Below are 26,994 nucleotides of genomic sequence, written 5' to 3'. Positions count from 1 at the left end.
AGGCCGTCAGCCGACGATCGCGAACAGGTGGTCGGACGGGTCGACGATCGCGTTCAGGCGCGCGCCGGCCACCAGGGACGGATGTTCCCGGCACAGCGACAACGCCTCGAAGGCGAACCCGGGGCCGCTGACCCACAGGACCAGCTCGACGCCGTCCTCGTCCCCGATGGCGGCCGGCGAGAACATGATGATCTCGGCGACCGCGTCGACCCCTGCGGCGGCGAGCCGGAGGGAGTCGCGGTGCGCGCGGCGCATGTGCCTCCACATCAGAGCCGTGCACGGCACGCCGATCAGGATCGCCAGGACGCCGCCGCCGGCCAGGGGCCAGCGTTCGCCCGTCGTGAGGTCCGCGACGAACGCCGCGACCAGCAGGGACGGGCCGATCAGGGAGATGACCGCGCCCGCGGCGTAGAGGAACAGGCGGGCCGGGGCGCCCATCGGGACCGCCACCTGGCGGGGCATCGACGGGTCGGCGGGCGTGACCAGCACGTCGCCCCGGCCGGGCACCCGCCGCCGGCCGCCCCGGTCGCTGATCGCCATGCCCGCACCATAGCCCGGGAAAACGGACACCGCCCACCGCGTAACGGGGCTTTCCGGTGAACGGTTTCCGCCGGATCGGCTGGCAACGTCAGGGCCCGGCTGGGGCGGTGACGCGCGACGTCAGGTCCCGGCCCCGGGCGATGCCGCACCGCCGGCTGGCAACGTCAGGTCCCGGCCCCGGGTGTCGAGCCGCAACGTCAGGTCCCGGCCCCGGGCCGCACCCGCTGGGCACGGGCTTCCGGGTGTCCGGGACCCCGGGCGGCACGGTGGGTTCCAGCCTTCACGGCCGGTCACCGCCCACCGTAACCCTCTTATGAAGTTGACCTGAGCACGTCGACGACCTCGCCGACCACCACGATCGCCGGGGGCTGCGCGCCCAGAGTGGACGCCGCCTCCAGCGTCCCCCGGAAGACCTGCTCCCGGACCGTCGTGCCCTCCTGGATCACGGCCGCCGGGGTGTGCGGGTCGCGGCCGTGCGCGATGAGCTCGGCCGCGATGGCCGCCAGGTTCTCCACGGCCATGAGCAGGACGAGGGTGCCGCGCATCCGGGCGAGCGCCGCCCAGTCGACCAGCGAGTCGGGGTGCTTCGGCGGGATGTGCCCGGACACGACGGTGAACTCGTGCGTCACGCCCCGGTGGGTGACCGGGATGCCGGCCAGCGCCGGTACCGAGATCGCGCTGGTCACGCCCGGTACCACGGTCACGGGCACGCCCGCCTCCACGCACGCGAGCAGCTCCTCGCCGCCCCGCCCGAAGATGTACGGGTCCCCGCCCTTGAGCCGGACCACGAACTTCCCGGCGAGCGCCCGGTCGACCAGGATCTCGTTGATGGCCTCCTGCTTGAGCTGCCGGCCGTACGGCACCTTCGCCGCGTCGATCAGCTCGACCTCGGGCCGCAGCCCCTCCAGGAACAGCCCGGACGCGAGCCGGTCGGCCACCACCACGTCGGCCTCGGCGAGCAGGCGGCGGCCCTTGACGGTGATGAGTTCCGGGTCGCCGGGGCCCGCGCCGACCAGGGCCACGCCCCGGGGCTTGTCGCCGTGCGCGCCCGGTTCCAGGGTGCCCGCCTCCAGGCCGGCGTGGATGCTGTCCCGCAGCGCCATCGAACGGCGCGGGTCGCCGCCGCTGAGCACGCCCACGGTGACGGGGCCGTGCCGGGTGACGGCCGGGGTCCACGCCGTGGCCTGGGTGCGGTCGTCGGCGCGGACGCAGAAGATCCGGCGTTCCTCGGCGGCGGCGGACACGGCGGCGTTCACGGCCGGGCGCTGGGTGGCGACGTGCACGAACCACTGTCCGTCCAGGTCGGACGCCTCGAAGCCGCGCCGGACCCAGGTGACGGGCAGCGCCTCCAGGGCCGGGGTCAGCGACGGCGAGACGACGGTGACGACCGCCCCGGCCTCCAGCAGCGCGGGCACCCGGCGCTGGGCGACCTGTCCGCCGCCCACGACGAGCACGTTCTTGCCGGTGAGGATGAGTCCCAGGGGGTACACCGTCACTTCTCGCTCACCCCTGCCGAGTCGAAGGTCGCCACCTCGTGGAGTACGCGCACCGCGCTGGCCACGATCCCGTACGCGAGCACCGCGCCGGTGCCCTCCCCGAGCCGCAGCCCCAGGTCGACGAGCGGGGTGAGTCCCAGGTGCTCCAGTGCCACGGAGGCGCCCGGCTCGGCGGACCGGTGCCCGGCGACCATGGCGTGCCGGCTGTCGGGGGCGAGGGCGACGGCGGCCAGGGCGGCGGAGGCGGCGATCACGCCGTCGAGGACGACGGGTACCCGTTCGGCCGCCGCGCCCAGGATGAACCCGGCGATGGCCGCGTGCTCCAGGCCGCCGACCTTGGCGAGGACGTCGATCCCGTCCTTGCGGTCGGGCCGGTGCATGGCCAGCGCGCCCTCGATCACCCAGGTCTTGTGCGCGAGGGTCCGGTCGTCGATGCCGGTGCCCCGGCCGGTGACCTCGGAGGCCGCGACCCCGGTGAAGGCGGAGATCAGCGCCGCCGCCGGGGTGGTGTTCGCGATGCCCATGTCCCCGGTGAGCAGCGCCTTCGCGCCGTCGGCCACCAGGGCGCGGGCGACGGAGATGCCGACCTCCAGGGCGGCGACGACCTCGGCGCGGGTCAGGGCCGGCTCGACGGCCAGGTCCCGGGTGCCGGCGCGGACCTTGTGCGGGCTGGCCCCGGTGACGACGCCGACGTCCACGACGGTGACGGACACCCCGGCCTGCCGGGCGAACGCGTTGACGACGGCCCCGCCGGCCAGGAAGTTGGCCACCATCTGGCCGGTGACCTCCTGGGGCCAGGGCGTGACCCCCTGGGCGTGCACGCCGTGGTCCCCGGCGAAGACGGCCAGGGCGGCCGGCTCGGGCAGCGGCGGCGGGCAGACCCCGGCCAGGCCCGCGAGCCGCGACGCCAACGGCTCCAGGGTGCCGAGCGCGCCCGGGGGCTTGGTCAGCCGGAGTTGGAGCTCGTCGGCGGCGGCGACGGCCTCGGCGTCGGGGGGACCGATCCGGTCCAGCGCGGCGGAGAGCAGCTCCATCAGTGCACCTCGTTCTTGAGTACGTCGACGAACGCGTCGGTGACAGCAGTGTGCCGCACGCTGATCCGCAGCCAGTCGGGACCCAGACCCGGGAACGTGTCGCCCCGGCGGACCACGAAGCCCCGGGCGATCAGGCGTTCCCGGAGCGCGAGGGCCCCCGGCGTGCGGACCAGGACGAAGGAGCTGGTCGGGGTGCCGACGACCTCGACGCCGTGGATCTCGGCGAGCCGGGCGACCAGGTACGCCCGGTCGGCGGCGATCTCGTGTGCGATCCGTTCCTCGGCGGCGTGGGCGGTCGCGCAGACCTCGGCCGCGACCAGGGCGGGGGTGGAGACGGGCCAGAGGGGTTGGACCTCGGTCAGGGCGCGGATCAGGGCCGGGTCGGCGAGGAGGTAGCCGATCCGCAGGCCCGCCAGGCCCCAGGTCTTGGTGAGGCTGCGGATGACGACGAGGCCCGGGAGGCGGGTGGCGGCCAGGGATTCCGGTTCGCCGGGGATGGTGTCGGCGAAGGCCTCGTCGACGACGAGGGTGCGCCCCGGGACGGCGAGGGCCGTCAGGGCGGGGGCCGGATGGAGGACCGAGGTCGGGTTCGTCGGGTTGCCGAGGACCACCAGGTCCGCGTCGGCCGGGACCAGCCCCGGGTCCAGGGTGAACGGCGGGGCCAGCACGACCCGTTCCACCACGTGCCCGTGCGCGGCCAGGGCGGCCTCCGGTTCGGTGAACTGCGGATGCACCACCACCGCCCGCCGGGGCGTCAGAACCTGTGCCAACAAGGTGAACGCCTGCGCGGCGCCCGCCGTCAACAGCACCTCCTCGGGCGCCCTGCCGTGCCGGGCGGCGATCGCGGCCCGGGCCCGGGTCTGGTCCGGATAGGCCGCGAGGTCGGACATCGAGGCCAGAAGGGGGGCGGACAGCCATTCCGGGTGCGGCTCGGTGCGCACGTTGACCGCGAGATCGACCAGCCCCGGACGGAGCTCGACGTCGCCGTGGTGCCGGAGTGGATCCATGCGGTGATCATGCCGTACCCGACACAGGGCCGCGAGTTGCACTGAAATGAGCAGTGGGGCCGGGCTGGTTAGCATAACGTGAGTTTGTGAGGATTCCAGCCGCATTCCATGCCCTCGGTCGGCTCGGTCCACTCGTGCGCTGCGGTCTGGCGGGCGGGGTCCTGGTAGCCGCCATCGCGATGCCCATCGTGGCGACCGCGGGCTTCGGCGCCAAGAACGGTGCTGAGGCCATCGAACACACCGGTACGGAGCTTCCGGCCGGTCAGCCGCCCCAGGCGTCGTACGTCTACGCCAACGACGGCAAGACCCTGCTGACCACGTTCTACGACGAGGCGCGCAAGGTCGTGCCCCTCTCCGACGTGTCCGGCGCCGCCCAGCAGGCCATGGTGGCCGCCGAGGACCAGCGGTTCTTCGAACACAACGGGGTCGACGCCAAGGGTGTCGTCCGGGCGTTCGTGAAGAACCAGGTGAGCGGGGAGGTGCACCAGGGCGCCTCGACGCTGACGATGCAGTACGTCCGCAACATCCTGATCACCAACGCCGACACCCCCGAGGCCGCGAAGGACGCGACCGAGCAGACGAGTACCCGCAAGATCCGCGAGATGCGGATGGCCGTGGAACTCGAACAGAAGTGGACCAAACCCCAGATCCTCGAGGGGTACCTGAACGTCGCCTACTTCGGACACCGCGCCTACGGCATCTACGCCGCCGCGCAGATCTACTTCTCCAAGCTCCCCAAGGACCTCAACGTCGCCGAGAGCGCGATGCTCGCCGGGCTCGTCCAGGCCCCGTCCGAGTACGACCCGGCGAGCACCGACAAGAAGACCGCCACCGAGCGGCGCGACTGGGTCGTCGACCGGATGGTGTCGGTGGGCTACCTGTCGACCGACGCCGCCGCGAAGGTCAAGGGTTCGCCGATCGAGCTGAAGGTCGGCGCGATCCCCAACGACTGCGTCTCGGTCACGTACAACGACTGGGGCTTCTTCTGCGACTTCATGCACTCGTGGTGGCTCCAGCAGCCGCAGTTCGGGGCGACCCGGGCCGAGCGGGAGAACGCGCTGCGCCGCGGCGGGTACGTCATCCACAGCACCCTCGACCCGAACGTGCAGGGCATCGCGCACGACCAGGTGACCAAGCGGGAGAGCAACGACAGCTCCTACGCGCACGGCGTGGTCCTGATGGAACCCGGCACCGGCAAGGTCTCCGCGATGGCCGTCAACCGGGTCTACGCCCTCGACCAGAGCGGCAACGGCCCCAACAGCAACAGCGCGAAGCGGTCCGCCGGCATCCCCGGCAGCTACCCGAACACGGTGGTGCCGCTGCTCGGCGGCGGGGACATGTCCGGGTACCAGGCCGGGTCGACGTTCAAGATGTTCACGATGCTCGCCGCGCTCGACGCGGGCATGCCGCTGAACACGAACATCTACGCCCCGCCGAAGGTGACCACGAAGTACGTCGTCGAGCCCGGCGGGCCGGCCTCGTGCGGCGACCGGTGGTGCCCGTCGAACGCGTCGGCCGGCATGACCGGCAACCAGCAGATGTGGTCCGGGTTCGGCAAGTCCGTGAACACGTACTTCGCCCAGCTCGTCCAGCGGGTCGGCGCCGAGAACGCGGTCGCCATGGCCGAGCGGATCGGCCTGAAGTGGCACAACGACGTCGACCGGGAGATGGCCACCCCCGAGCGCTCCTGGGGCTGGGGCGCCTTCACCCTGGGCGTCGCCGACACCACCCCGCTGGAGATGGCCGCCGCCTACGCGACCGTCGCCGCCAACGGCGTGTACTGCGCCCCGCTGGCCGTCCAGGGCCTGTGGGACTCCACCGGCAAGCAGGTCAACGTCTCGCCGGCCTGCAACCAGGCGGTCCGGCCCGAGGTGGCCCAGGCGGCCGCCGACGCCGCGCGCTGCGTCACCGGCTACAAGGCCGCCAAGGGCAGCTGCGGGGACTGGAGCACCGCCCCCGGGGTGTACCCGCAGGTGAAGCGCCCGGTGGCCGGCAAGACCGGTACGACCGACAGCAACCGGGCCGCGTGGTTCGTCGCGTTCACGCCGGAGCTGTGCGGGGCGTCGTTCATGGCCGACCCGGACAACCCGTTCCACTCCGTCGGCGACTCGAACTCGCAGAAGCCGGTGAACACGGTGGCGGTCCTGCTGCACGACGCGCTGGAGGGCCAACCGGTGCGGGACTTCACCCCGCCGCCCGACTCGATCGTCGGGGCGCCCGCCGCGCCCGCCAGGCCCGCAGGCCGCTGAACCCACGGAACGGCCCCGCTCCGGCGGGGCCGTTTCGCTATGCGGTCAGCGACGCCGAGCGCACGTAGTTGACCTGGTTGTAGATGTGCGCGACCTGGGCCTGGCTCTGCACCGGGATCCGGGTGGTGTACATCTGCCGGCCATTGCCGACCATCACGTTCACGTACCCCGAGAACCGGGTCTCCTTGGCCAGCAGGAACAGCAGGCTGAAGATCGTCAGGCAGAAGAACCCGAGGATCGCGCACACGATCGCCCAGGTCGGCGTGTGCTGGGTGGCCATGAACTGGTCGGTCGTCGACCAGACGCTGCCCCGGAGCGGAATCTCCCCCGCCGGGGTGCGCGCCACGCGCGGGGTCACCTGGATCTCGCCGATCTGGGCGAGGACGGGCTCCATCTGGTACGCGTGCCCCGCGTACGGAACCGGGAGGGAGGGGTCGGTCACCCCGCTGAGGGTAGTGCCCGGCCGCCACCGGCCGCGTCCCCGGTGCCCGCTTCCTTGCGCGCCAGCCAGAAGTACCCGAAGAGTGCCATTCCGGCGAACAACCACCACTGGATCACGTAGGCCACGTTCATCCAGGTCGGCTGCCTGCCCGGTTCGCCCGGCACGGCCGTGAACCCCGGATCGGCGACCTCCACGGAGATCCAGCCGCCCAGTACCGGATAGGGAAGGTCCCTGCCGATCTTCGACGGGTCGATCCGGCGCACCTCCAGCACCCCGCCGGCCCGGTCCACCGGCCCCGGGCTGCTCTCCGGCAGCCGCAGCCGGCCCGCGACCGTCACCGGGCCGCTCGGCACCGCCGGCACCGCCGGGTGCGCGTTGAGCCCCGAGGCGGCCGGCGGGACCCAGCCCCGGTCCACCAGCACCGCCGTGCCGTCCGCCAGCCGCAGCGGCACCAGCACCTCGAAGCCGACCTTGTTGTCCAGGGTGCGGCCCCGGGCCAGGACCACGTTCGCGGGATCGAACACCCCCGACGCCGTGACCTGCCGCCACTCCTTCGCGTCCGCGGGTTTCGCGCCCGGCGCGCTCAGCTCCGCGACCGGCACCGGCGGGGCCAGCACCGCCGCGTCCACCCGGTCGTTGATCGCCGCCCGCTGGTGGAAGCGCTGCAACTGCCAGTAGCCCAGCCCGACCATGCCGGCGCACAGGGCCAGGCACAGCGCCGCCATGCCCAGCCAGCGGGGGGTCGCGAGGAAGCGGTACACGACGGTCACCGTACCTGTCCCGAACGTGTGACCTGGCTCTCGGAGTGGGCCGCGCGATAAGGTCGCGCGGTGAGAACAGGGATCAGTACGCCCGTACGGCGGTTCCCGCCGATGACCGTCCAGACCCCTCGGCTCCTGGTCCGCACCCTGACCGTCGCCGATGTCCCAGCGGTCACCGCCGTGTTCGACGACGGGCAGACCCGACGGTGGCTGCCGTTCCCCGACCCCTTCACCGAGACCGACGGGCACCAGTGGTGCACCGACCTGGCCGCCGACCGCCGGGACAGCGGCGACGGCGACCACTACGGCGTCGTCCGCCGCGAGGACGACAAGCTCGTCGGCTGCCTGTGGGCCAAGCGCACCGACTGGGCCGCGCACGTCACCCAGGTCACCTACGCCATGTCGTCCGAGGTCCGGGGTCAGGGGATCGCGTGCGAGGCGCTCGACGCGCTGTCCGTCGCGCTCGTCCTGGAACACGGCTTCCACCGGGTGGAACTGCGGATCGCCCCCGGGAACCTGGCGTCGCGCCGGGTCGCCGAGAAGGCCGGCTTCACCTACGAGGGCCTGCTGCGCAACGCCGGCTACGTGCACGGCGGGCGGGTCGACCTGGAGGTGTGGTCGCTCGTCGCCGCCGACCTGCGCGGACCGCTGGGAACGGCCGCCTCGCAGAACTCCGGCTAACATTCGCGAAATGATCGTCGCGGATGGACTGACCAAGTACTACGGCGCGTCGGCCGCCGTCGACAACCTGTCGTTCACGGTACGACCCGGTGTGGTCACCGGCTTCCTCGGCCCGAACGGGGCCGGCAAGTCCACCACGATGCGGATGGTCCTCGGCCTCGACCGGCCCACCGGCGGCACCGTCACCGTCGGGGGCGCCGACTTCCGGCGGACACCCGCCCCGCTGCGCACCGTCGGGGCCGTCCTCGACGCGCGCGCCGTGCACCCGGGACGCACCGCGTACAAGCACCTGCTCGCCCTGGCCCTGAGCAACGGCATCGGCCGGCGGCGGGTCGGCGAGGTGCTCGACGCCGTGGGCCTCGCCGACGTCGCCCGGGACCGGATCGGCGGCTTCTCCCTCGGCATGTCCCAGCGGCTCGCCATCGCCGGCGCGCTGCTCGGCGACCCGGCCGTGCTGATGTTCGACGAACCGGTCAACGGGCTCGACCCGGAGGGCATCCGGTGGATCCGGGGCCTGATGCGCGGCCTGGCCGCCGAGGGCCGCACCGTGTTCGTGTCCAGCCACCTGCTCACCGAGATGGCCGAGACCGCCGACCACCTGATCGTCATCGGGCAGGGCCGGCTGATCGCCGACACGTCGGTGGCCGAGTTCACCGGGCGCGGTTCCGGCGGGCACACGTTGGTCCGCAGCCCCGAACCGGACCGGCTCCTCGCCCTCGTCACCGCGGCCGGCGGCACCGGCGTGCCCACCCCCGACGGGGCGCTCGCGGTCACCGGCCTCGACTGCGCCGCCCTCGGCGACCTCGCCGCCGACCAGGGCCTGCGCCTGCACGAACTCACCCCGGTCCGGGCCTCCCTGGAGGAGACATTCATGGAGTTGACCAGCGCGGACGTGCAGTTCCGCACCGGAGGCCCGGCCCGGTCCGACGCCCCCGCCGGCACCATCGAACTGGGGCGCGCGTGACCACCGTCAACGTCATCCGGGCCGAATGGTCCAAGGTGTGGTCGCTGCGGTCCACGGCGTGGAGTCTGCTCGCCACGGCCGTGCTCAGCGTCGCCATCGGCATGGGCGCCGTGTTCTTCACCCACCTCCAGGAGGGCGACGACGGCTCCAAGACCAACGCCAGCCTCACCGGGTTCATGATCGGACAGCTCGCGATCTGCGTGCTCGGGGTGCTGATCGCCACCGGGGAGTACACCACCGGGCAGATCCGGGTCACCCTCGCCGCCGTGCCGGACCGGACCCGGTTCCTGCTCGCCAAGGCCGTCGTCGCCGCCACCGTGGCCACCTCGGGCGGGCTGGTGATCGGCTTCGCCACGTTCGCCGCCGGCCAGTCGCTGCTCGGCAGGCACTCCGCCAGCCTGTCCGAGCCCGAGGTGCTGCGGTCCCTGATCGGCGTCGGCCTCTACTCCGGGGTGCTCGGCGTGTTCTCGATGGCCTGCGGATTCCTGATCCGGCACAGCGCCGGGGCCATCTCCGCCGTGATGGGCGTGCTGTACATCGGGCCGGTCGTGCTGTTCCTGCTCGGCGAGTTCGGCTTCGCCGTCGCGCAGTGGTGGCCCACCGGGGCCGGGGCCAGGATCATGGATCCGAACGGGGAGAACCCGTGGGGCGGCCTCGGGATCTTCGCGGGCTGGACCATGGTCCTGCTGGTGGCCGCATGGGTGAAGCTCCGGCGGAGCGACGCCTGACCCGGCCCGGCGGCCCGCACCCGGTCAGGACGGGCGGACCACCACCGGGGCCGGGGTCGCCACCCCGAAGAGGGCCGCCGGGATGTCGCTCACCGTGTGCACGCCCAGTGCGAGGGAGTCCTGCCCCGGGGGCATCGAGTACATGACCGTCAGGACGTAGCGCTCGGCCGGCCCGGCGAACCCGACGGTGCTCGTCACCCAGTGCTCCACGCCGCCGTCGAGCTCCTGCGACCACCCGTTCTTGGTACCCGCGCCCTGGGTGGCGCCCACCGCCCACACGCCCCAGTGCTGGATGTCCTCGACGGACCGCATCGCGCGCACGATGTACGCCCGGTCCTCGGCCGCGAGCTTCCCCAGCACGTACGACATCAGGTTCGTCAGGTCGTCCGGCCCGCACTTCATGAAGCCCCAGTACCGGTCGAACCCCGGAACGAAGGTCAACCCCTTCATCCCGTACGTGTCCCGGAACCCCGGCACCATCGCGTCCCGCCCGAACTTCCGCCACACCCGGTCGGCCGCGTCGTCCGAGGACCACGACAGCATGTCCGCGATGTCCTTGCGGTCGGCGGTCGTGAGCGTCACCTTCCCGGCCCGCGCCTTCTCGAACACGCTGGCCACCATCGCCAGCTTGATCGTCGAACCGGTCCACGTCGTCTTGTCCGCCGCGCCGGCCTTCCACACCGCACCGGTCTGCCGGTCGCGCACCTCGACGCCGAGCTGCCCCGGACTGGCCGCGACCCGGGCGCTGACCTGCGCGAACTTCGGCCCCCACGAGCAGTCCCAGCCCTGCGGGGCCGCGCACGCCGGGGTGGTCGGGGCCGGCGCGGGGGCCGGGAGCGACGGGGTGCCCGGGGCCGTGCCGGAGACGGCGGGCGGCGCGGCGGCCTCCGGGGCGGCCTTCTCCGCCGAGCAACCGGCGACCGCGAGCACCGCCGTCACCGCGCACGCCAGGAACCACGGAAGCGAACGGGACGGTGCCATGACGCGGGCCTCCGGGTCGGGGGGCCGGCGGGCACGGGGCGGCCCCGTCCGGCGACGGTCTCCGGCCCATCATGTCGGACCGGGGAGCCCGGACACACCCACGAAGACGAATCATTGCCGAGCCCGGACCTGACCGTCCGACCACCATCGCGACCGGACCTGGTCGGCCGCTGGGAGACATGCCCCGACCCGGTCGCCCGTGGCCGGGGCACCGGCCGAGCCCGGGACGCGCGGACCACCCGATCGGTCCAGCCCCGTCCTGACCCCCGGCCCGTCCAGCCAGGGAAACCGATGCATACCGGGTCGGACCCCACCGTAACCAACTCATGGGGTTGGTGGCCCGTCACCAGGCCACCACCCGTCAGCCCTCGGCGAGCTTCGCCAGCAGCAGCGTCTCCGCGAGGCACACCTTGGCGAACTCCCCCAGGTGCAGGCTCTCGTTGGGGCCGTGCGCCCGGGCGTCGGGGTCCTCGACCCCGGTCACCAGGATCTCGGCCTGCGGGAACGCGACCTGGAACTCGGCGATGAACGGGATCGAGCCGCCCACGCCCAGGTCCACGCACGTCGCGCCGTCCCAGGCCTCGCTGTGCGCGGCCCGGGCGGCCGTGTACGCCGGCCCGTCGGTGCCGACCACGCACGGCGCGCCCTTCTCGCCCCGGGTCACGGCGACCTTGGCGCCCCACGGCGCGTGCGACTCCAGGTGCGCGACGAGGGCGTCCATCGCGGCGTCCACGTCCTGCCCGGGGGCGATCCGCATGCTGACCTTGGCCCGGACGCTCGGCACCAGCGTGTTCGACGCGTTGCGCACGGTCGGGCAGTCGATACCGGTGACGGCGATCGCGGGCTGGTTCCACAGCCGCTCGGTGATCGAGCCCCGGCCGATCAGCTGCACCCCGTCGAGGAGGCCGGACTCGGCCCGGAACCGGTCGTGCGGGTAGTCCACCGGGGTCGGGCCGGCGTCGTGCAGGCCCTTGACCGCGACGCTGCCGTCGACGTCGTGCAGGGTGGCGAGCAGCCGGCTGAGCACGGTGAGCGCGTCGGGCACCACCCCGCCCCACATGCCGCTGTGCAGGGCGTGGTCGAGCGTGCTGACCTCGATGTAGCAGTCCACGAGCCCGCGCAGCGAGGTGGTGAGCGCCGGTGTGCCGATGTCCCAGCTGGTGGAGTCCGCGATCACGATGACGTCGGCGCGCAGGTCCTCCTTGTGCGCCTCCAGCAGGTCCGGCAGCGACGCCGAGCCGAACTCCTCCTCGCCCTCGATGAAGAGGGTCACGCCGACCGGCGGCCGGTTCCCGAACGCGCGGATCGCGGTCAGGTGCGCGACGATGCCGGCCTTGTCGTCGGCGCAGCCCCGCCCGTACAGCCGGCCGTCGACCTCGGTCGGCTCGAACGGCGGCGTGCGCCACGCGTCGAGGTCCCCCTCGGGCTGCACGTCGTGGTGCGCGTACAGCAGGACGGTCGGCGCGCCCTCCGGGGCCGGGATCTTGGCGATGACGGCGGGCTGGCCCTCCCCTGCGCGCACGATCCGGACATCGGTGATGCCCACGGAGCGGCACAGTTCCACGACCTTCTCGGCGGAGGCCTGGACGTGGCTGTGGTCGAACCCGGGGAACGCGATGCTGGGGATGCGCGCGAGAGCCTCGAGGTCTGCACGGGCCTGGGGAAGGAGCCGCTGCACTGCGGCGCGAAGGGCGTCGGTCATGCCAGGATCCTATTCGCCGGGCCTTCCCGGCCGTCCGGTTTCCCCGCCGTGAGCCGAGACACCCCTTTTCCGGGTACGCGCCCGGCCGGTGATCCCCGTGGCGCCGGCGCACTGACAACCGGCCGGGATGCTGTCGTTCTGCCTGGTGGCCGCGCGGCCCAGGTCGGGTGTCGGCGCTACTCCGCCCGGTCTCCGGCGATCCGGAGCGTGGCCGCCTCCCGGGTGCCGTCGGCCGCGAAGTGTTCCCGTTCGGCCTCGGCCCAGCGGCGCAACGGTTCGCGCAGCTCCTCGCCGTCCCGGGCCAGCACCCGGGCGAGCCTGACGTCCTCCGGCGCGTCGACGAACACGTTCGCCACCAGTTCCCCGCGGACAGCCGCCCGGCCGCTGGAGACGCCTTCGAGGATCAGGACCGCGCCGGGGTCGACCTCCCGCCAGGGCCCGGCGAACTCCCCCGCCACCCAGTCGTACGCCCGGAACCGCGCCGCCCGCCCCTCCCGCAGGGGCCCGAGCAGCAGGGATTCCACCCGGGGCCACATGGTGGGCAGGTCGTCCCACCCGTCGAGCAGATCATCGAGGTGGACGACGGCCACCGCCGCCCCCTCGGCCGCGACCGCCACCGCGAGCCGCTCCGCGAACGTCGTCTTCCCCGCCCCGGACGGCCCGTCCACGGCCACGACCCGCACGTCCCCCAGCCTCGGCTCCGCCCGGACCACCCGCCGCGCCAGTTCGACGACATCCTGGTCAGCCACGCCCACAGTCCCTCCCGGTCCGCCTGGTCAGCCGGCTTGCGCTCGCCGGGGCCCTCGCGCTCCCCGTCGTACTCAGCGGCCCTCGATGATCGCCGTGAGCAGCTCCGTGTCGAGGTACTCCCCGACCAGGTCGCCCAGCAGGTCCAACTGTCGCGACCGCAACCCGGCGAAGTCGGTGTCCGGCGCGGGGCTGAAGTCCCGCCCGGCCTGCGCCGCGACCTCGACCAGGAACGCCCGCCGGAACGCGTCGTTCTCCAGCAGCCCGTGCCAGTGCGTCCCCGCGACGGGCCAGGCGAGCACGCCCTCCCCGCCGCCGGGCACCCCGATCAGCGGCGGCGCGGAGTCGTCCACGGTCGCCTGCCCGTGGTGGATCTCGTACCCGGTCACCGGCTGTCCCAGGGCCTCCCCGACCGGCCGGGTGAGCGTCTTGGCCGCCGCGAACGTGATGTCCACGGGCAGCAGCCCGAGCCCCGGCACCGCCCCGGCCCGGCTCTCGACGTCGTCGTGGATGAGCCGGGACATCATCTGGTACCCGCCGCAGATGCCGAACACCGGCCGCCCCGCCCGGACCCGCTCCGCGAGCACCCGGTCCAGCCCGAACTCGTGCAGCCAGGCCAGGTCGGCGACGGTCGCCTTGCTGCCGGGCAGGACGGCCAGGTCGGCGGCCGCCACCTCCGCCGGGTTGGACGTGAGCCGCACGGTCACGCCCGGCTCGGCGGCCAGTGCCTCGGCGTCGGTGGCGTTGGAGATCCGGGGCAGCCGGACCACGGCCACGGTCAGGCCCTCCGCGCCCACCGGCGGACGGGGCCGGCCGAGCACCGCGCCGTCCCGGTAGGACAGCGAGTCCTCGCCGTCGAGCCACAGGTCGGGGCTGAACGGCAGCACCCCGAGCACCGGCCGGTCCGTACGCTCCCGCAGCATGTCCAGCCCGGGCTCCAGCAGCGAGCGCGCGCCCCGGAACTTGTTGATCACGAAGCCCCGGATCAGCGCCTGGTCGGCGGCGTCGAGCAGCGCGAGGGTCCCGTACAGGGCCGCGAACACCCCGCCCCGGTCGATGTCGCCGACCACGATCGTGGGCAGGTCGGCGGCCCGGGCCAGGCCCATGTTCACGAAGTCCCCGGCGCGCAGGTTGATCTCGGCCGGACTGCCGGCGCCCTCGCAGATCACGACGTCGTGGTCGGCGCGCAGCTCGGCCAGGGTGTCGAACACCATCCCGGACAGCTGCCCCTTGAGCTGCCGGTAGTTGGAGGCGTCCACCTGCCCGTACGGCTGCCCCAGGACCACCACCTGGCTACTGTGGTCGCTGCCGGGCTTGAGGAGCACGGGGTTGAACCGCACGCTCGGCTCCAGCCCGCACGCGGCCGCCTGGAGCGCCTGGGCCCGGCCGATCTCCCCGCCGTCCGGGGTGACGGCCGAGTTGTTGGACATGTTCTGCGCCTTGAACGGGGCGACCCGCACCCCCTGCCGCCGCAGCCACCGACAGATCCCGGCGGTCAGGATGCTCTTCCCGGCGTCCGACGTGGTCCCTGCGACCAGCAGCGCCCCCTTCACCGGCCACCCGCCCGGCCCGCGGACTCGGCGTCCAGTCCCGCCGCGTGTCTTCTGGTCATCACCGACCGCCCCCGGCCCGCCGCACCAGCGCGGACCGGCCTGCGGCGTCACGTCGGCGAGCGCGCAGCCATGACACCACGGCCCGTCGCGCCGGCGCCGCCAGCGCGTGGCCGGCCGTCGCGACCAGGGCCGCCGTGCCGATCGCCCCGGACAGCCGGGCCGCCCGGTAGATGTCCCGGGGCAGCGGCGGCGCGCCGTCCCCGAGCGTGGGCCGGACCTCGACCCGCCCGGCATAGTCGTTGCGCCCGCCGAGCCGCAGCCCGAGCGCCCCGGCGGCGGCGGCCTCCACCTGGCCGGCGTTCGGGCTGGGGTGCTTCGCCCCGTCCCGCAGCCAGGTACGCAGCGCCGGGCCCCGGCGCCCCTTCCCCGCCACGAGCACGGTCAGGCCGGCCGCGAGGCGCGCGGGGAACAGGTTGGCCACGTCGTCGAGGCGGGCGGCGGCCCAGCCGAAGTTCTCGTAGCGCGCCGAGCGGTGGCCGATCATCGCGTCGAGGGTGTTGACCGCCCGGTACCCGACCAGGCCCGGGAGTCCGGCCACGGCACCCCAGCACAACGGCGCGACCACCGCGTCGGACGTGTTCTCCGCGACGGACTCGACCGTGGCCCGGGCCAGCTCGTCCGGGCCCAGGTTGGACGGGTCGCGCCCGCACAGGCTGGGCAGTTTCGCGCGCGCGGCCGGCAGGTCGCCCACGGCGAGCGCGTCGGCGAGGGTGACGGCCTCCCTGCGCAGGCTCGTACCGCCGAGCACCGCCCAGGTCGCCACCGCCGTCAGCGCGGCCCGGGCGAGGGGCCGGTTCCGCGTCGCGAACTGGGCCAACGCCGCCGCCGCGACCGGCACCCCGACCGCGATCGCGACGTGCCGGGCCCCGGCGGCACGGGTCGGCGCGTACCCGCGACGCTCCAGCGCGGCGGCGGCCTGGCCGAAGCCCGCGACGGGGTGCAGCCGCCGGGGATCGCCGAGCAGCCGGTCGAGGAGGACACCGGCGAGCAGGCCGGTGGCGTTGGCGGCGGCGATGGAGGTACGCATGACAGGGAGCCTAACGACCCGCCGGAGCCCACCTCCCCGACTGCTCGGGAACCGGGGCGGACGACCGGCACCGGGCGACCCGCGCCGCGCCCACCGCCACGGGCGACCCGCGCCGAGCCAGCGCACGCAGCCACCCGCACCGGGGACCCCTGAGCCGGCGGCGAACCTGTGGCGGGTCCGCCGCCGGCCGCCCGATCGTCAGCTCACCCCCAGCCGACGGTCACACCCCCACCAGCTCCTCCTCCAGCACCTCGGTGGCCTCCCCGCCGCTGAACCCGTCCGCCGAGCCGTCCTCGACCATCTCCGTGGGCGCCGGCCGCCACCGGTTGAACCGCCCCGTGCCCCGGGCCAGGTCGTGCCCCACGGCGTCGGCCTCCAGCTCGTAGGAGATCCGCTTCTCGCCGGTCTCCGTCTCGTACTCCCGGGTGTGCAGCCGGCCGGTCACGATCACCGGGTCGCCCTGGGCCAGGGACGCGCCCACGTGCTCGCCGAGCCGCCGCCAGCAGGCGACCTTGACCCGGAGCGAGTCCCCGTCGACCCAGGTCTCGGTGGCCCGGTCGAACCGCCGGGACGTGGACGCGATCTTGAAGTTGGTGACCGTGACCCCGGTCCGGGTGGTCCGGCGGCTCTCCGGCGCGCTCAGGACGTTGCCGACGATGGTGACGTACGTGTCGAACATGGCTCTCCCTCTCTGTCGTGTGAGGGAAGCGTGCCCGGAACGCGCGGCTCGGAGCACCAGCCTGTGGACAACTACCCCGCCTGTGGATAACCCGCCGCTGGATAGCGCACGATCAGCCCCTGCGGGGTGCCGTGCAGCGCTGCCACCAGGTCCTCGGCGACCCGGCCGATCACGTCCGCGAGCTCCAGCCCGGCGAGCCAGTCGGCCGGGAGCGCGCCCCCGCCGGCCCCGAACAGGTTGCCGGCCACCGCCCCGGTGGAGTCGGAGTCCCCGTCGTGCGCCACGGCCAACCGGAGCGCGGCGCGCGCGTCGTCGGGGTGCGACAGGACGGCGTAGACCGCGATGGCCAGGGTCTCCTCGGCGACCCAGCCCTCACCGAGCGTGGCGAGTACCCGAAAATCCGCCGGGGTCGCGGCAGCCGCGCGGACGGCGGAGGTCAGGGCGGCGAGCACCTCCTCACCGCCCGGGGTGACGGCCACCCTGTCGGTCACCTGCGGCAGCGCGTCGACGAGGGGCCGACCGGCGACGGCCGTGAGGTGTACCAGCATCGCCAGCGCCCCCGCCGCGACCCACCCGGAGGGGTGACCGTGGGTGAGGGCCGCGAGGTCGCACCCGACCCGGTAGGCGGCCTCGGGGTCGGCGAGGAACCCGGCCGGCGCGGCCCGCATCACCCCGCCACAGCCCTTGCTGTTGTTCCGCGGCTCCTCGACCGTGCCGGGCACGTCGCGCCGGAGCGCGGACAGGCAGGTCAGGCCGGGTGCCCGCTGGGCCCACAGGTCGCGCTGCCCGAGCAGCCAGCCGTCGGCGGCGTCGAAGTACCCGCGGTCCTGGGTGAGCAGCCAGCGCCGGTAGGCCGCGAACAGCTCGGCGGACACGGCTCCCCCGCCCAGCCGGGCCCGGATCAGCCCCTCGGCGGTGAACAGCGTCATCTGGGTGTCGTCGGAGATGTGCGGCCCGGGGCGCAGGTCGGCGGGCATCGCCTCGCGGGACAGGAACTCCACCGGCTCGCCCAGCGCGTCGCCGAGCGCGCCGCCGAGCAGGGTGGCCCGGGCGGCGGTCACGAGATCATTCACCTAGAGCGGCTCCCAGCCTCCGGGCCGGCGGACGAGCAACTCGGGGCTGAGCAGGTTCTCGTCGCCGGCGAAGAACACCCGGTCGACGGTACGCCGTGCCTTGTCCAGACCGGACGGCGAGCCCGTACCGGTCACGACCACCACGTCCCGGGCGGGGACGCCGACGACGAGTTCCCCCGTCACGGCCCCGGCGAGCTGGTCCCAGATCTCGTGGTCGGCCGTGAGCAGGCTCGATTCGAGGCCATCGAAGGAGAGCATGAACGCGGGCGATTTGCCGTGCACCCGCAGCCGGTCGAGCCGCTGGACGAGGTTGCCGGCGGCCTCGGTGCGCAACCGGCAGTGCGTCCAGCCCAGTTGATCAATATCCCCCCAGGTCACAGGGCGTTCACCATAGGGCGGACCGAAGGTGTACGCGACGACGAGACCCGCGCCGAAGTCATCCGCGACGCTGTCGCCGGCATCCTTCGCCTGCCGCAGGAGGGGTAAAAATGTGGTGTGGGTCACCTGCACGTGGCGAACCTATCCGGCGTTTCGCCCTTCAGCAATCAACCGAGCAGACCGGTTTCTGACCCTTCCCTCCAGGCGGTAACCTCTGTTCGACGCGCCTGTAGCTCAGTGGATAGAGCATCCGCCTTCTAAGCGGTTGGTCGTAGGTTCGATCCCTACCAGGCGCACCTCGGGCTTCCACTCCTGGAGAGTGGGGGCCCTTTCGCATGCCCGGCGCCGGCCGGCCGCCGAACCCAGCGTCACCGACCCCCGTCGATACTCGTTATCAACGTACCCAAAAGGATTGATTCGACCGACACGCCGCTATTAGGTAATATCCTGCGAATCGACCGACTCGCCGGGTAAGGTCTCGGCGTTCACGAACTCTCCGCGACGGCTGCGGTGCCCCCGGCCGTCCGCTTCGTCATGCCCTCCACCGCCGACCCAGTGGCGGGGCGGAAAGCAGAGCTGCTCATGTCCACCAACCTCGCCCCCGGGGTTCCCGCGAAACAGGTCAGCGTCGTCGAACACCACTGGGGTGGTTTCCGGTTCGCCTCCCGCGTCGCCTACTCCGCCACCCCGCAGATCGCCCCCGTCGTGATGGTGGGCGGCGCGTTCCAACGCAAGGAGACGTGGGGCCCGCTGGCCCAGACCACGCTCGCGGTGGCCGACGTGGTCACCGTGGACCTGCCCGGCTGGGGGGAGGCCGACACCCTGCCGCCGTCGTACGGGGCCGATTTCCTGGCCGCCACCCTGGTCAGGGTGCTCGACGACCTCGGGCTGGACAAGGTCAACCTGGCCGGCGGCTCCTACGGCAGCTCCATCGCGTACCGGGTGGCCCAGAAGTACCCGTACCGGCTGCGCAGCATGGTCCTGCTCGGCGCGATGAGCCGGATCCCGGACGGCGCGCGCGAGCGGATCACGCACACTCTGACCCTGCTCCGGCAGGGGCGGATGGAGGAGTTCGCCACCGAGTGCGTGGCCCTGATGATGTGCCAGGACCCGGCGCTCAAGGTGCAGCACCGCACGGCGATCAACCGGATCCTGCTGCGCCGGTTCGCCTCGGTCACGCCGGACGAGGTGGCGCAGTACCTGGCGAACACCCAGCGACTGCTCGACCACAAGGCGATGGACGCCAAGCCCGCGCCGACCGTGCCGACCCTGGTGGTGACCGGCGAGCACGACCCGCTGACCACGCCGGAGCTGTGCCGGGCGCTGGCCGCGACGTGCACGGACGCCTGGTTCGCGACCCTGGCCGACGCCGACCACCTCAGCTACCTGGAGCGCAGCTCGGAGGCGGCGGACCTGGCGCTGCGGTTCTACACCGGACAGCCGCTGACCGGGCTGCCGTACCTACGGGTGTCCGAGCGGGTCACGCCCCGGCCGGGCACCCCGGCGATGCGCCAGCCGGCCGAGGAGCTGATCGCGGCGGGTTGAGTACCCGTACTCATGCCCTGACCAGGGGGAACGGCCGAGACTGTGTGACATGAGCACCCCCTTGCAGGCCAAGAACACCGCAGCGTTCTACGTACAGTCGATCATCTCCTTCGGGGTCGCGCTCTCCGCCATGGGTCTCGCCGTCGTCTTCCTGCCGGTGGGGCCGTGGATCCGGTCGTTCCTCGCGCTCGGACTGCTCTACCTGGTCACGGCGTCCTTCACGCTGGCCAAGTGCGTGCGGGACAAGCAGGAGACGACGGAGGTGGTCAGCCGGGTGGACCAGGCCCGGCTGGACAAGCTGCTCACCGAGCACGACCCGTTCCGCGCTTCCAAGGCCTGACGGGGCACCGGCCGGCCGACGGGGGCGGCCGGGACCCCCACCGGGCCCGGCCCGGCCCAGGTCAGCGCTGCGCGGTCCGGCCCGGTCAGCGCGGCCCGGCCCGGGTCAGCGCAGCTTCGCCAGCTCCAACGTGTGCCACATCAGCGTCTCGTGGTCCCCGGTGGACCAGAACAGGAACCCGTCGCGCGCGTTGACCCCGGACGCCACGTCGACGATCCGCACGGACCGCCGCGCGACGGGGTCGTACAGCCAGATCGTGCTGGTCACGCTGGTGGCGTTGGCGGCCCCGGGCGTGGAGTACAACTCGAACCGCCCGGTGGACCCGAGGGCGAAGCCGAGGGTCTGCGCGTCCCCGCCGCCGATCCGCCGCTTGTCCCCGCCGTCGGGCCGGCGCAGTTCGAGCGTGCCGGTGGTCGTGAACCGGCACCACTCGGCCCCGCAGCTGACCTGCTCGCCGGTCTGGGCGGGCACGGTCCGCCGCGCGCCGCCGACCAGGTCGACCAGCTCCACGGGCGTGCCCTGCGGCGTCCACGGCGAGGTGGCCCAGGGCCAGGCCCGCAGGACAAGATCACCCTGCACGGGGGTACGGGTGACCTCGCCGCCGTCCTCCGCCACCGACCGCACCTCGGTCCCGTCGGGCAGGTCCGCCGCCCACCGCAGCCGCCCGTCGACCACCTGGAGGTCGTAGGCGGACCCGAACAGCAGCGGGGTACCGACGTCGTCGGTGACCTGGCGCGGCGGCCCGCCGGCCCGGTCGGCGACGTGCAGCGCCTGGGTCTTGTCCCCGGTCACGGCGTCCCGGGTGCCCTGGAACCAGTAGACCCGGGTGGCGGTGGCGGCGACCGCGTCGACGGTGCGGAGCTTGTCCGCGGTCCACGGCACGAGTTCGCGCACCTCGTCGCCGGTCCGCAGCACGTAGGTGGTGGTCCGCTTCGCGGGGTTCAGCCAGGTACTCAGCCAGCCGAGCGAGGTGTCCGGGTCGAGGTAGAGGGCCGGCTCGTAGGTCCGGCCGTCGACGAGGGTGCCGGTGGTGGTGCCGGTGGCCACCCCGGGCCAGGCCACCGCCAGCTCGACGGCGGGGGCGGGCCCGGCCGGGGCGGTGGGGGCCACGGGGGCGGGCAGCGCGAGGAGCAGGGCGACGCCGAGCAGGGCCGCCCCGGTGCCGGCGAACAGCCGCAGGTCCGTCATTCGTACGCCTTCTTCGGGGCGGCGATCGGGTTCGCCGACGCCACCGCGATGTACGGGATCTTCTCCGCGCTCACCTCGTCCAGATCGGTGCGCGGGTCGTACTTCCCGACCACCTCGAACCAGCTGTCCGGGGCGAGCCCGCCGGGCAGGGCACCGGTGAGCCCGATCTTGACGGGCCGGGCGTCGGCGGCGCAGCAGTTGATCCGCATCCGGGCCAGGTACACCCGGCCGTCGGGGCCGGCGACGATGAACCCGGACAGCTTGACGTTGCGGTCGGCGAGGGTCCGGCCGCCGTCGAACACGGAACGGCTCGCGTAGTCCAGCACCGACAGCCGGACCGGGTCCCCGGCTGCCAGCGGCGGGTAGTCGGTGTTGGCCGGGGCGGTGCCGAGCGCGGAGCCGGTCCGGTTGACGGAGAAGCCGCCGAGCGCGGGCGGGGCGAGCAGCAGCACGGCGAGCATCGGCACCATGAGCAGCCACGCGGCGTCGAACCGGCCGCCGTGCTCGTGGCCGTGCCCGTCCGCCTTGCGGAACAGCCCGACGAGTCCGAGGACGGCGATGAGGACCATGGCCCCGCCGGCCACGTACAGCAGGGGCCACATGCCTTCCTTGACGTAGCGCACGAACGTACCCGAAATGGTGGTCTTGAGGATCGCGCCGCCCACGAGCAGCAGGATCACCGACCTGGTCGCCTGTCTCACCACAGCAGGGCCCCCGTTCCGACGGACACCAGCACCGCGACCGCGAACGTCGTGGGCGCGAACCGGAGCGCGAACCGCCGGCCGAACGCCCCGACCTGCATCGCGAACAGTTTGAGGTCGACCATCGGGCCGACGACCAGGAACACCAGCCGCGAGGTGAGCGAGAACTGGGTCAGCGAGGCGGCCACGAACGCGTCGGCCTCCGAGCAGATCGACAGCACGACGGCGAGGGCGGCCAGGGCCAGCACCGACAGCACCGGGTTCTCGGCGACGGCGCGCAGCCAGGTCGGCGGCACGGTCACGTTGAGGGTCGCGGCGGCGAACGCCCCGATCGCCAGGTACCCGCCGGCCTGGGTCATGTCGTGCCGGGCGGCCGAGACGAACGCCATCAGCTTGCCCTTGCCCGCGTGGTCGTGGTGCGCGGGCTGGCGCAGCCAGTCGTCGCGGCCGAGCCGGAGCCACAGCCAGCCCATCACGACGGCGGCGGCGAGGCTCGCGCCGAACCGGGCCGCCACCATCGACGGCTGACCGGGGAAGGCCACATAGGTCGAGATCATCACGACCGGGTTGATCGCGGGCGCGGACAGCAGGAACGCCAGCGCCGCGCCCGGGGTGACGCCCCGGCGGACCAGCGCGCCGGCCACCGGCACCGAGGCGCACTCGCAGCCGGGCAGGATGCCGCCCGCGAGCCCGGCGGCGGGCACCGCGAGCACCGGGTTCTTCGGCAGCGCCTTCGTGAAGAACCCCGGCGGCACGAACACGGCGATCGCGGCCGACAGCAGGGTGCCGAGCGCCACGAACGGCATGGCCTGGATGACGATGGAGATGAACACGGTGGTCCAGCTCTGGAGCACCGGGGAGTCCATCGCGTCGGCGAGCAGCCCCCTGGCCAACACGGCGACGATGAGGAGGACCGCGAGGACCTCCACGGAACGCACGCGTCTCCGCCGGGGCGGCGCGTCGTGTCCGGCGGCGGCCCGGACGGCGGTCTCTGTCTGCACAGAGTGACGGTACTAGTCGAGCCCCGCCACGCGAAGGGGTGAAACCCCTATAACGGACCTGTTATCTGGTACTCCAGTGGACAATTCGACGCCCGCTACCCTTCACCCGTGACACTGGCGATGGTCCTGGACACGGCGACGGTACTGGCGGACGGCGGCGGGGAGTCGCTGACCGCCGAGGAACGCGCCCGCGCCGACGCGTACCGCCGCGGGATCGACCGGGACGACTACGTCGCGGCGCACGTCCTGGTCCGCCGGTGCGTGGCCGCCCTGCTCGGCGTGCCGGCCGGCGAGGTGGTGCTCCGGCAGCGCTGCGCGGGCTGCGGCGCGGTCGACCACGGCCGGCCGTACGTCGACGGGCGGCCCGAGGTGCACGTCAGCCTGTCGCACACCCGGGGCGCGGTCGCGGCGGCGGCCGGCTGGGGCCCGGTGGGCGTGGACGTGGAGGCGATCGGGCGCCGACTCGACGACGGGCTGATGGCGAAGGTGCTCGCGGACGGCGAGCTCGCGGCGGTCCGGGCCGCCGAGGACCCGCGCGCGGCGTTCATCCGGCAGTGGGTGCGCAAGGAGGCCCTGATCAAGGTGGGCGCGGCGAGCCTGGGGCGGCTGCGGGACACCGACCTGTCGGCGCTGCCGGCGGACGTTCCGGCCGGTACCCGGCAGGTGGTCCGATTCGCACCGTGGCACGTGCTGGACTGGCTCGATCCCGCGCACCGCTTCGGTTTCGCCGCCGTCAGCGCCCGCGAACCGAGGCTGCTCACCCCGGGCTGACCGCCCACCTACCCGTGCTCCCGAGCTCCAAACGTGTGCCCCGCAACAATCTGGTCACGGCCGCGTGTCGCAGTCGCCCACCCGGGCACGAACCGGGACGCTCGGCGGCATGGTGATGGGTCCGACGCACGCAATGTCCGGGGCCGCCGCGTGGCTGGCGGGTTCGTGGGCGCTCGGTGAGTTCATGAACATCCACCAGCGCCCCGCCGAACTGGTCGTCGGAGCCGCCGTCTGCGCCGGCGCCGCACTGCTGCCCGACCTGGACTGCTCGGGCCGGGTCACCGCCAACAAGGGCGGCGCGACCGTGGCCCGCACCTTCGGGGTCGCGTCGCTGTTCCTCGCCGAGTGCGTGGAGAAGTTCGCCCTCGCCGTCTACACCGTCACCCGGGCCAAACACGACCCGAAGCGCAAGAACGGCCACCGCACCCTCACGCACACCTGGGTCTTCAACGTGGCCCTGGGCGGCCTGGTCGCGTTCCTCGCCGGGCACTGGGGCAAGCCGTTCGTGATCGGGCTGCTGTTCTTCACCCTCGGGCTCGCGATCCGGGGCCTGCTGGCCGACTGGGCGAAGGAGCGCGGCTGGATCGTGGTGACCCTGCTGTCGGCCGGCGCCGCGTACGGGGCGTGGCTGTGGCTGCCCGCCGACCGGGGCTTCCCGCTGCTCGGGCTCGCCATCGCGTTCGGCGGCGTCATCCACACCCTCGGCGACATGATCACCAGGGCCGGCTGCCCCGTCCTGTGGCCGCTGCCGCTGGCCGGCCGGGTGTGGCGCGAGATCGGCGTACCGAATTTTATGGCCGTCCAGGTGAACGGCGGGTTCGAACGAGGTTTCCTCCGCCCGTTTTTTGTGATCGTGGCCGGACTCGCCGGAATTCTTCTGGCGGTGCCCGACATCCTCGACCACCTGCGATGATGTGCCCATGTGGGTCAAGGACATCCTGGGCGACGCCTACGAGGCGCGCACCCTGCCGCTGCCGGACGACGAGAACGGCGAGCTGGTCGCGACGCTCGTCCGCCGTCGGGCCGGCCAGTCCACCCGGGCGGTGCTCTACGTCCACGGGTACAACGACTACTTCTTCCAGACCCACCTGGCCGACTTCTTCGTCAGCCTCGGCTACACCTTCTACGCGATCGACCTGAGGCGCAGCGGCCGCAGCCTGCGCCCCGGCCAGACGCCGTCCATGGTGGACAGCGTCGCGGAGTACTTCGTCGAGCTCGACGAGGCCGCCCGGATCATCCGCGAGGAGGACGGCCACGACATCCTGGTCGTCAACGCGCACTCCACCGGCGGCCTGACCACCTCGATGTGGGCGCACAAGCTCCAGGGCACGGGCACCATCACGGCGCTCACCCTGAACAGCCCGTTCTTCGACCTCAACGCGAACTGGTTCCTCCGCCGGGTCGCGCCGGTCGTGCTCGCCCCGATGGGCCGCCGCCAGCCGATGCGTTCCCTCCCGGCGGGCCTGAGCAGCGTGTACGGCGACAGCGTGCACGTCGACCGCAAGGGCGCCTGGAACTTCGACACCGCGTGGAAGCCGATCGAGGGCATCCCGACCCGGCTCGGCTGGCTGGTGGCGATCACGCACGCCCAGCGCCGACTGCGCAGGGGCCTCAACATCGACGTGCCGGTCCTGGTGACCGCGTCCACCGCGTCGTACAAGCGTCCCGAGTGGAGCGACGACGCCACCCGGATGGACTCGGTCCTCGACGTCGCGCACATCGCGGAGTACTCCCGCGCGCTCGGCCCCGACGTGACATTCATCGAGGTTCCTGACGGCCTGCACGATCTCGCCCTGTCGGCGGAGGAGTCCCGCCAGTTCTACTTCGACACCCTGCAGGAGTGGCTGAACGCGCACGTAGGGTAATCGGGCGGAGCCTAGACCCTCCTCTGAGCTGCGGTGCGACCGGGTGGGGCCCACGTCTGGCCCGTCACTCAGGGTTGCTATGCCCGAGATCCCAGGTAGCGTCAGTCAACGTCCGGGAGTCAGCCACCCATTGATGGGGAGCGCCGGACGGGCCGCCGAGTCATCGTGACCGGTGAGCCGGGGAACCATCGCGGAGGTGCGACTTCTCCGCCGGGGTGAATCCGCGCAGTGCGCGGTAGGGCGCAATTTCTTCCCGTCCGAACCCGTCAGCTAACCCGGTAGGCGGTGTGCTGCCCGTGTAGGCAGACGAGGGAAGAGAGTCCTCCTTGGCACCAAGTTCCGTGCCGGGGCTGCTGCGCGCCGCGCTCACTGTTGTGGGCGTCTCCGTGCTGGCCGTCTCGGCTCCGATGACCGCCGCTCAGGCCGATCCCGGTACTGACACCCAGGGCAAGATCGATCAGAACACCCGCGAGGTCACCCAGATCTCCGGTGAGTACGACAAGGTGCGCGCGACGCTGGCCAGTACCCGGCTCGTCGCCGACACCGTCGCCGCGAAGTTGGCCCCCCTCGCCGACAAGGTCGCCGCGACCGCCAACCCGCTCGGCATCGCCGCCCGGCCCACGACCTCCCTGTTCGACCAGGTCGGAGCCGCCGCCGTGGCCACCCGTCCCGCGCCGGACAGCGTCGGGGACCTCACCAGCGCCCGGGGCGAACTCGACGCCGAGAAGGCCCGCCTGGACGGCCTGATCGCCGAGCAGACGAAGCAGGAGACCACCCTGGCGGCGAAGAAGACCGCCCTGGAGGCCGCCAACGCCGAGCTGGTCAGGGCGCGCGACGAGGCGAAGGCCACCGCCGACCGGGCCAGCCGGTCCGCCGAGCGGTCCACCAGCCCGTCGAACACCTCCAACACCCCGCCGCCGAACGTCTCGGGCAAAGCGGGCGTGGCCGTGCAGTTCGCGTACGCGCAGCTCGGCAAGGCGTACGTCTACGGCGCGGCCGGCCCGGACACCTACGACTGCTCCGGTCTGACCATGCGCGCGTGGGGCGCCGCCGGCGTCGGCATCGGCGGGCACCAGACGAACGCGCAGTGGGCCGCCACCACCCGGATCGGCCGGGGCGACCTGCAGCCGGGCGACCTGGTGTTCTTCTACGGCCTGGGCCACGTGGGCATCTACGTGGGCAACAACCAGGTGATCCACGCGCCGCAGCCGGGCGAGTCGGTGAAGATCTCGAACGTCGACTCCATGGGCGGGTACGACGGCGCGGGCCGGGTCCGCGGCTAAGTAGATCCGGGCGGTTCCATTCCACAGGTGGTTTTCCCGCCATTTGTGTGCCCGGTTTCTCGAACACCGAGAAAACAGCTCATCACCTCGCGTGATGGGCTGTTTTCTTTGTGTAGTAGGCATTTCTCGAAGGTGGCACGCATCTCACAAGGCGGGTAACGTGGGCGCGGCTTGTTGCCTATGAAAGGGTCGTGCTGC

Annotated in this window: 26 protein-coding genes, 1 tRNA gene, 1 pseudogene and 1 riboswitch; of the genes and pseudogenes, 11 read left to right on the top strand and 17 right to left on the bottom strand. The window is 73.0% G+C overall.

The annotated features are described in order from the left end of the window. Positions 1 to 6: 6 nt before the first annotated feature. The 4 genes from AB0M43_RS24345 to cobC form a co-directional block, all read right to left on the bottom strand. Positions 7 to 540 carry a hypothetical protein gene (locus AB0M43_RS24345; protein ID WP_363728072.1) on the bottom strand — a complete coding sequence of 178 codons (534 nt, stop codon included), beginning with the start codon at positions 538 to 540 and terminating at the stop codon, positions 7 to 9. 311 nt (positions 541 to 851) lie between these two features. Continuing rightward, entirely contained in the window at positions 852 to 2,036 is a 1,185-nt protein-coding gene (gene cobA, locus AB0M43_RS24340; RefSeq protein WP_363728071.1) for a uroporphyrinogen-III C-methyltransferase, read from the bottom strand. Continuing rightward, positions 2,033 to 3,070 (bottom strand): nicotinate-nucleotide--dimethylbenzimidazole phosphoribosyltransferase, encoded by a 1,038-nt coding sequence (gene cobT / locus AB0M43_RS24335; protein ID WP_363728070.1) that lies wholly within the window; start codon positions 3,068 to 3,070, stop codon positions 2,033 to 2,035. Before cobT ends, cobA begins: the two co-directional genes overlap by 4 nt. Then, entirely contained in the window at positions 3,070 to 4,152 is a 1,083-nt protein-coding gene (gene cobC / locus AB0M43_RS24330; RefSeq protein ID WP_363728069.1) for an Rv2231c family pyridoxal phosphate-dependent protein CobC, read from the bottom strand. The genes cobT and cobC overlap by 1 nt, the downstream gene beginning before the upstream one ends. Before the next feature lie 11 nt (positions 4,153 to 4,163). Between cobC and AB0M43_RS24325 the strand changes: the two genes are divergently transcribed. Continuing rightward, positions 4,164 to 6,326: a transglycosylase domain-containing protein gene (locus AB0M43_RS24325; protein WP_363728068.1), complete on the top strand. Its 2,163-nt coding sequence runs from the start codon at positions 4,164 to 4,166 to the stop codon at positions 6,324 to 6,326. A gap of 37 nt (positions 6,327 to 6,363) precedes the next feature. Here AB0M43_RS24325 and AB0M43_RS24320 read toward each other — a convergent pair whose 3' ends face one another. Then, entirely contained in the window at positions 6,364 to 6,768 is a 405-nt protein-coding gene (locus AB0M43_RS24320) for a hypothetical protein (protein WP_363728067.1), read from the bottom strand. Beyond that, positions 6,765 to 7,529 carry an SURF1 family protein gene (locus AB0M43_RS24315; protein ID WP_363728066.1) on the bottom strand — a complete coding sequence of 255 codons (765 nt, stop codon included), beginning with the start codon at positions 7,527 to 7,529 and terminating at the stop codon, positions 6,765 to 6,767. The genes AB0M43_RS24320 and AB0M43_RS24315 overlap by 4 nt, the downstream gene beginning before the upstream one ends. A 69-nt stretch (positions 7,530 to 7,598) precedes the next feature. Between AB0M43_RS24315 and AB0M43_RS24310 the strand changes: the two genes are divergently transcribed. From AB0M43_RS24310 to AB0M43_RS24300, 3 genes are read left to right on the top strand one after another with little or no spacing between them, the layout of a single operon-like run. Then, the gene (locus tag AB0M43_RS24310) at positions 7,599 to 8,210 is read left to right on the top strand and encodes a GNAT family protein (RefSeq protein WP_363728065.1); all 612 of its coding nucleotides are present in this window, start codon (positions 7,599 to 7,601) and stop codon (positions 8,208 to 8,210) included. Between the two features lie 10 nt (positions 8,211 to 8,220). Beyond that, a complete protein-coding gene (locus AB0M43_RS24305; RefSeq protein ID WP_363728064.1) occupies positions 8,221 to 9,174 on the top strand; it encodes an ATP-binding cassette domain-containing protein in 954 nt (317 codons plus the stop codon). After that, positions 9,171 to 9,902, top strand: a complete 732-nt coding sequence (locus AB0M43_RS24300) for an ABC transporter permease (RefSeq protein ID WP_363728063.1) — start codon at positions 9,171 to 9,173, stop codon at positions 9,900 to 9,902. The genes AB0M43_RS24305 and AB0M43_RS24300 overlap by 4 nt, the downstream gene beginning before the upstream one ends. Before the next feature lie 24 nt (positions 9,903 to 9,926). Here AB0M43_RS24300 and AB0M43_RS24295 read toward each other — a convergent pair whose 3' ends face one another. From AB0M43_RS24295 to AB0M43_RS24260, 8 genes and pseudogenes are all read right to left on the bottom strand, one after another. Continuing rightward, positions 9,927 to 10,883, bottom strand: coding sequence for a hypothetical protein (locus AB0M43_RS24295; protein WP_363728062.1), 957 nt, complete (start codon positions 10,881 to 10,883; stop codon positions 9,927 to 9,929). A gap of 361 nt (positions 10,884 to 11,244) precedes the next feature. Then, entirely contained in the window at positions 11,245 to 12,585 is a 1,341-nt protein-coding gene (locus AB0M43_RS24290) for a dipeptidase (protein ID WP_363728061.1), read from the bottom strand. A gap of 176 nt (positions 12,586 to 12,761) precedes the next feature. Next, positions 12,762 to 13,334: an AAA family ATPase gene (locus tag AB0M43_RS24285; RefSeq protein WP_363728060.1), complete on the bottom strand. Its 573-nt coding sequence runs from the start codon at positions 13,332 to 13,334 to the stop codon at positions 12,762 to 12,764. Positions 13,335 to 13,406: 72 nt separating this feature from the next. After that, positions 13,407 to 14,885: a cobyric acid synthase gene (locus AB0M43_RS24280; RefSeq protein WP_363728059.1), complete on the bottom strand. Its 1,479-nt coding sequence runs from the start codon at positions 14,883 to 14,885 to the stop codon at positions 13,407 to 13,409. A 58-nt stretch (positions 14,886 to 14,943) separates the two neighbouring features. Continuing rightward, entirely contained in the window at positions 14,944 to 15,972 is a 1,029-nt protein-coding gene (locus AB0M43_RS24275) for a cobalamin biosynthesis protein (RefSeq protein ID WP_363728058.1), read from the bottom strand. A 304-nt stretch (positions 15,973 to 16,276) separates the two neighbouring features. Further along, a pseudogene (gene ssb / locus AB0M43_RS24270) lies at positions 16,277 to 16,651 on the bottom strand (single-stranded DNA-binding protein); the annotation flags it as partial. A 71-nt stretch (positions 16,652 to 16,722) separates the two neighbouring features. Beyond that, positions 16,723 to 17,724, bottom strand: coding sequence for an ADP-ribosylglycohydrolase family protein (locus AB0M43_RS24265; protein WP_363728057.1), 1,002 nt, complete (start codon positions 17,722 to 17,724; stop codon positions 16,723 to 16,725). Further along, positions 17,725 to 18,234, bottom strand: a complete 510-nt coding sequence (locus tag AB0M43_RS24260; RefSeq protein WP_363728056.1) for a hypothetical protein — start codon at positions 18,232 to 18,234, stop codon at positions 17,725 to 17,727. A 91-nt stretch (positions 18,235 to 18,325) separates the two neighbouring features. Between AB0M43_RS24260 and AB0M43_RS24255 the strand changes: the two genes are divergently transcribed. The 3 genes from AB0M43_RS24255 (at position 18,326) to AB0M43_RS24245 (ending at position 19,987) form a co-directional block, all read left to right on the top strand. Beyond that, positions 18,326 to 18,398: transfer RNA gene (locus tag AB0M43_RS24255), tRNA-Arg, on the top strand. A 286-nt stretch (positions 18,399 to 18,684) separates the two neighbouring features. Further along, positions 18,685 to 19,647 (top strand): alpha/beta hydrolase, encoded by a 963-nt coding sequence (locus AB0M43_RS24250; RefSeq protein ID WP_363728055.1) that lies wholly within the window; start codon positions 18,685 to 18,687, stop codon positions 19,645 to 19,647. 49 nt (positions 19,648 to 19,696) lie between these two features. After that, positions 19,697 to 19,987, top strand: coding sequence for a YiaA/YiaB family inner membrane protein (locus AB0M43_RS24245; RefSeq protein ID WP_363728054.1), 291 nt, complete (start codon positions 19,697 to 19,699; stop codon positions 19,985 to 19,987). Positions 19,988 to 20,092: 105 nt separating this feature from the next. Here AB0M43_RS24245 and AB0M43_RS24240 read toward each other — a convergent pair whose 3' ends face one another. Genes AB0M43_RS24240 through AB0M43_RS24230 form a run of 3 tightly spaced genes read right to left on the bottom strand, consistent with a single transcriptional unit; the run spans position 20,093 to position 22,877 of the window. After that, positions 20,093 to 21,175 carry a hypothetical protein gene (locus tag AB0M43_RS24240; RefSeq protein WP_363728053.1) on the bottom strand — a complete coding sequence of 361 codons (1,083 nt, stop codon included), beginning with the start codon at positions 21,173 to 21,175 and terminating at the stop codon, positions 20,093 to 20,095. Further along, positions 21,172 to 21,876, bottom strand: a complete 705-nt coding sequence (locus tag AB0M43_RS24235; RefSeq protein WP_363728052.1) for a TIGR03943 family protein — start codon at positions 21,874 to 21,876, stop codon at positions 21,172 to 21,174. Before AB0M43_RS24235 ends, AB0M43_RS24240 begins: the two co-directional genes overlap by 4 nt. Beyond that, a complete protein-coding gene (locus tag AB0M43_RS24230; RefSeq protein ID WP_363728051.1) occupies positions 21,873 to 22,877 on the bottom strand; it encodes a permease in 1,005 nt (334 codons plus the stop codon). Before AB0M43_RS24230 ends, AB0M43_RS24235 begins: the two co-directional genes overlap by 4 nt. A 108-nt stretch (positions 22,878 to 22,985) precedes the next feature. Between AB0M43_RS24230 and AB0M43_RS24225 the strand changes: the two genes are divergently transcribed. From AB0M43_RS24225 to AB0M43_RS24210, 4 genes are all read left to right on the top strand, one after another. Then, entirely contained in the window at positions 22,986 to 23,648 is a 663-nt protein-coding gene (locus AB0M43_RS24225; RefSeq protein ID WP_363728050.1) for a 4'-phosphopantetheinyl transferase superfamily protein, read from the top strand. Between the two features lie 112 nt (positions 23,649 to 23,760). After that, the gene (locus AB0M43_RS24220; protein WP_363728549.1) at positions 23,761 to 24,561 is read left to right on the top strand and encodes a metal-dependent hydrolase; all 801 of its coding nucleotides are present in this window, start codon (positions 23,761 to 23,763) and stop codon (positions 24,559 to 24,561) included. Between the two features lie 7 nt (positions 24,562 to 24,568). Continuing rightward, complete coding sequence (locus AB0M43_RS24215) at positions 24,569 to 25,513, top strand: alpha/beta hydrolase (protein WP_363728049.1); 945 nt, start codon at positions 24,569 to 24,571, stop codon at positions 25,511 to 25,513. 153 nt (positions 25,514 to 25,666) lie between these two features. Next, a riboswitch (cyclic di-AMP (ydaO/yuaA leader) is annotated at positions 25,667 to 25,798 on the top strand. Between the two features lie 41 nt (positions 25,799 to 25,839). Then, positions 25,840 to 26,796, top strand: coding sequence for an NlpC/P60 family protein (locus AB0M43_RS24210; protein ID WP_363728048.1), 957 nt, complete (start codon positions 25,840 to 25,842; stop codon positions 26,794 to 26,796). Positions 26,797 to 26,994 lie beyond the last annotated feature (198 nt).

Origin of the sequence: Longispora sp. NPDC051575, assembly GCF_040681875.1 — a bacterium.
GTDB lineage: Bacteria > Actinomycetota > Actinomycetes > Mycobacteriales > Micromonosporaceae > Longispora.
This window is presented reverse-complemented; position numbering and strand designations above follow the sequence as displayed.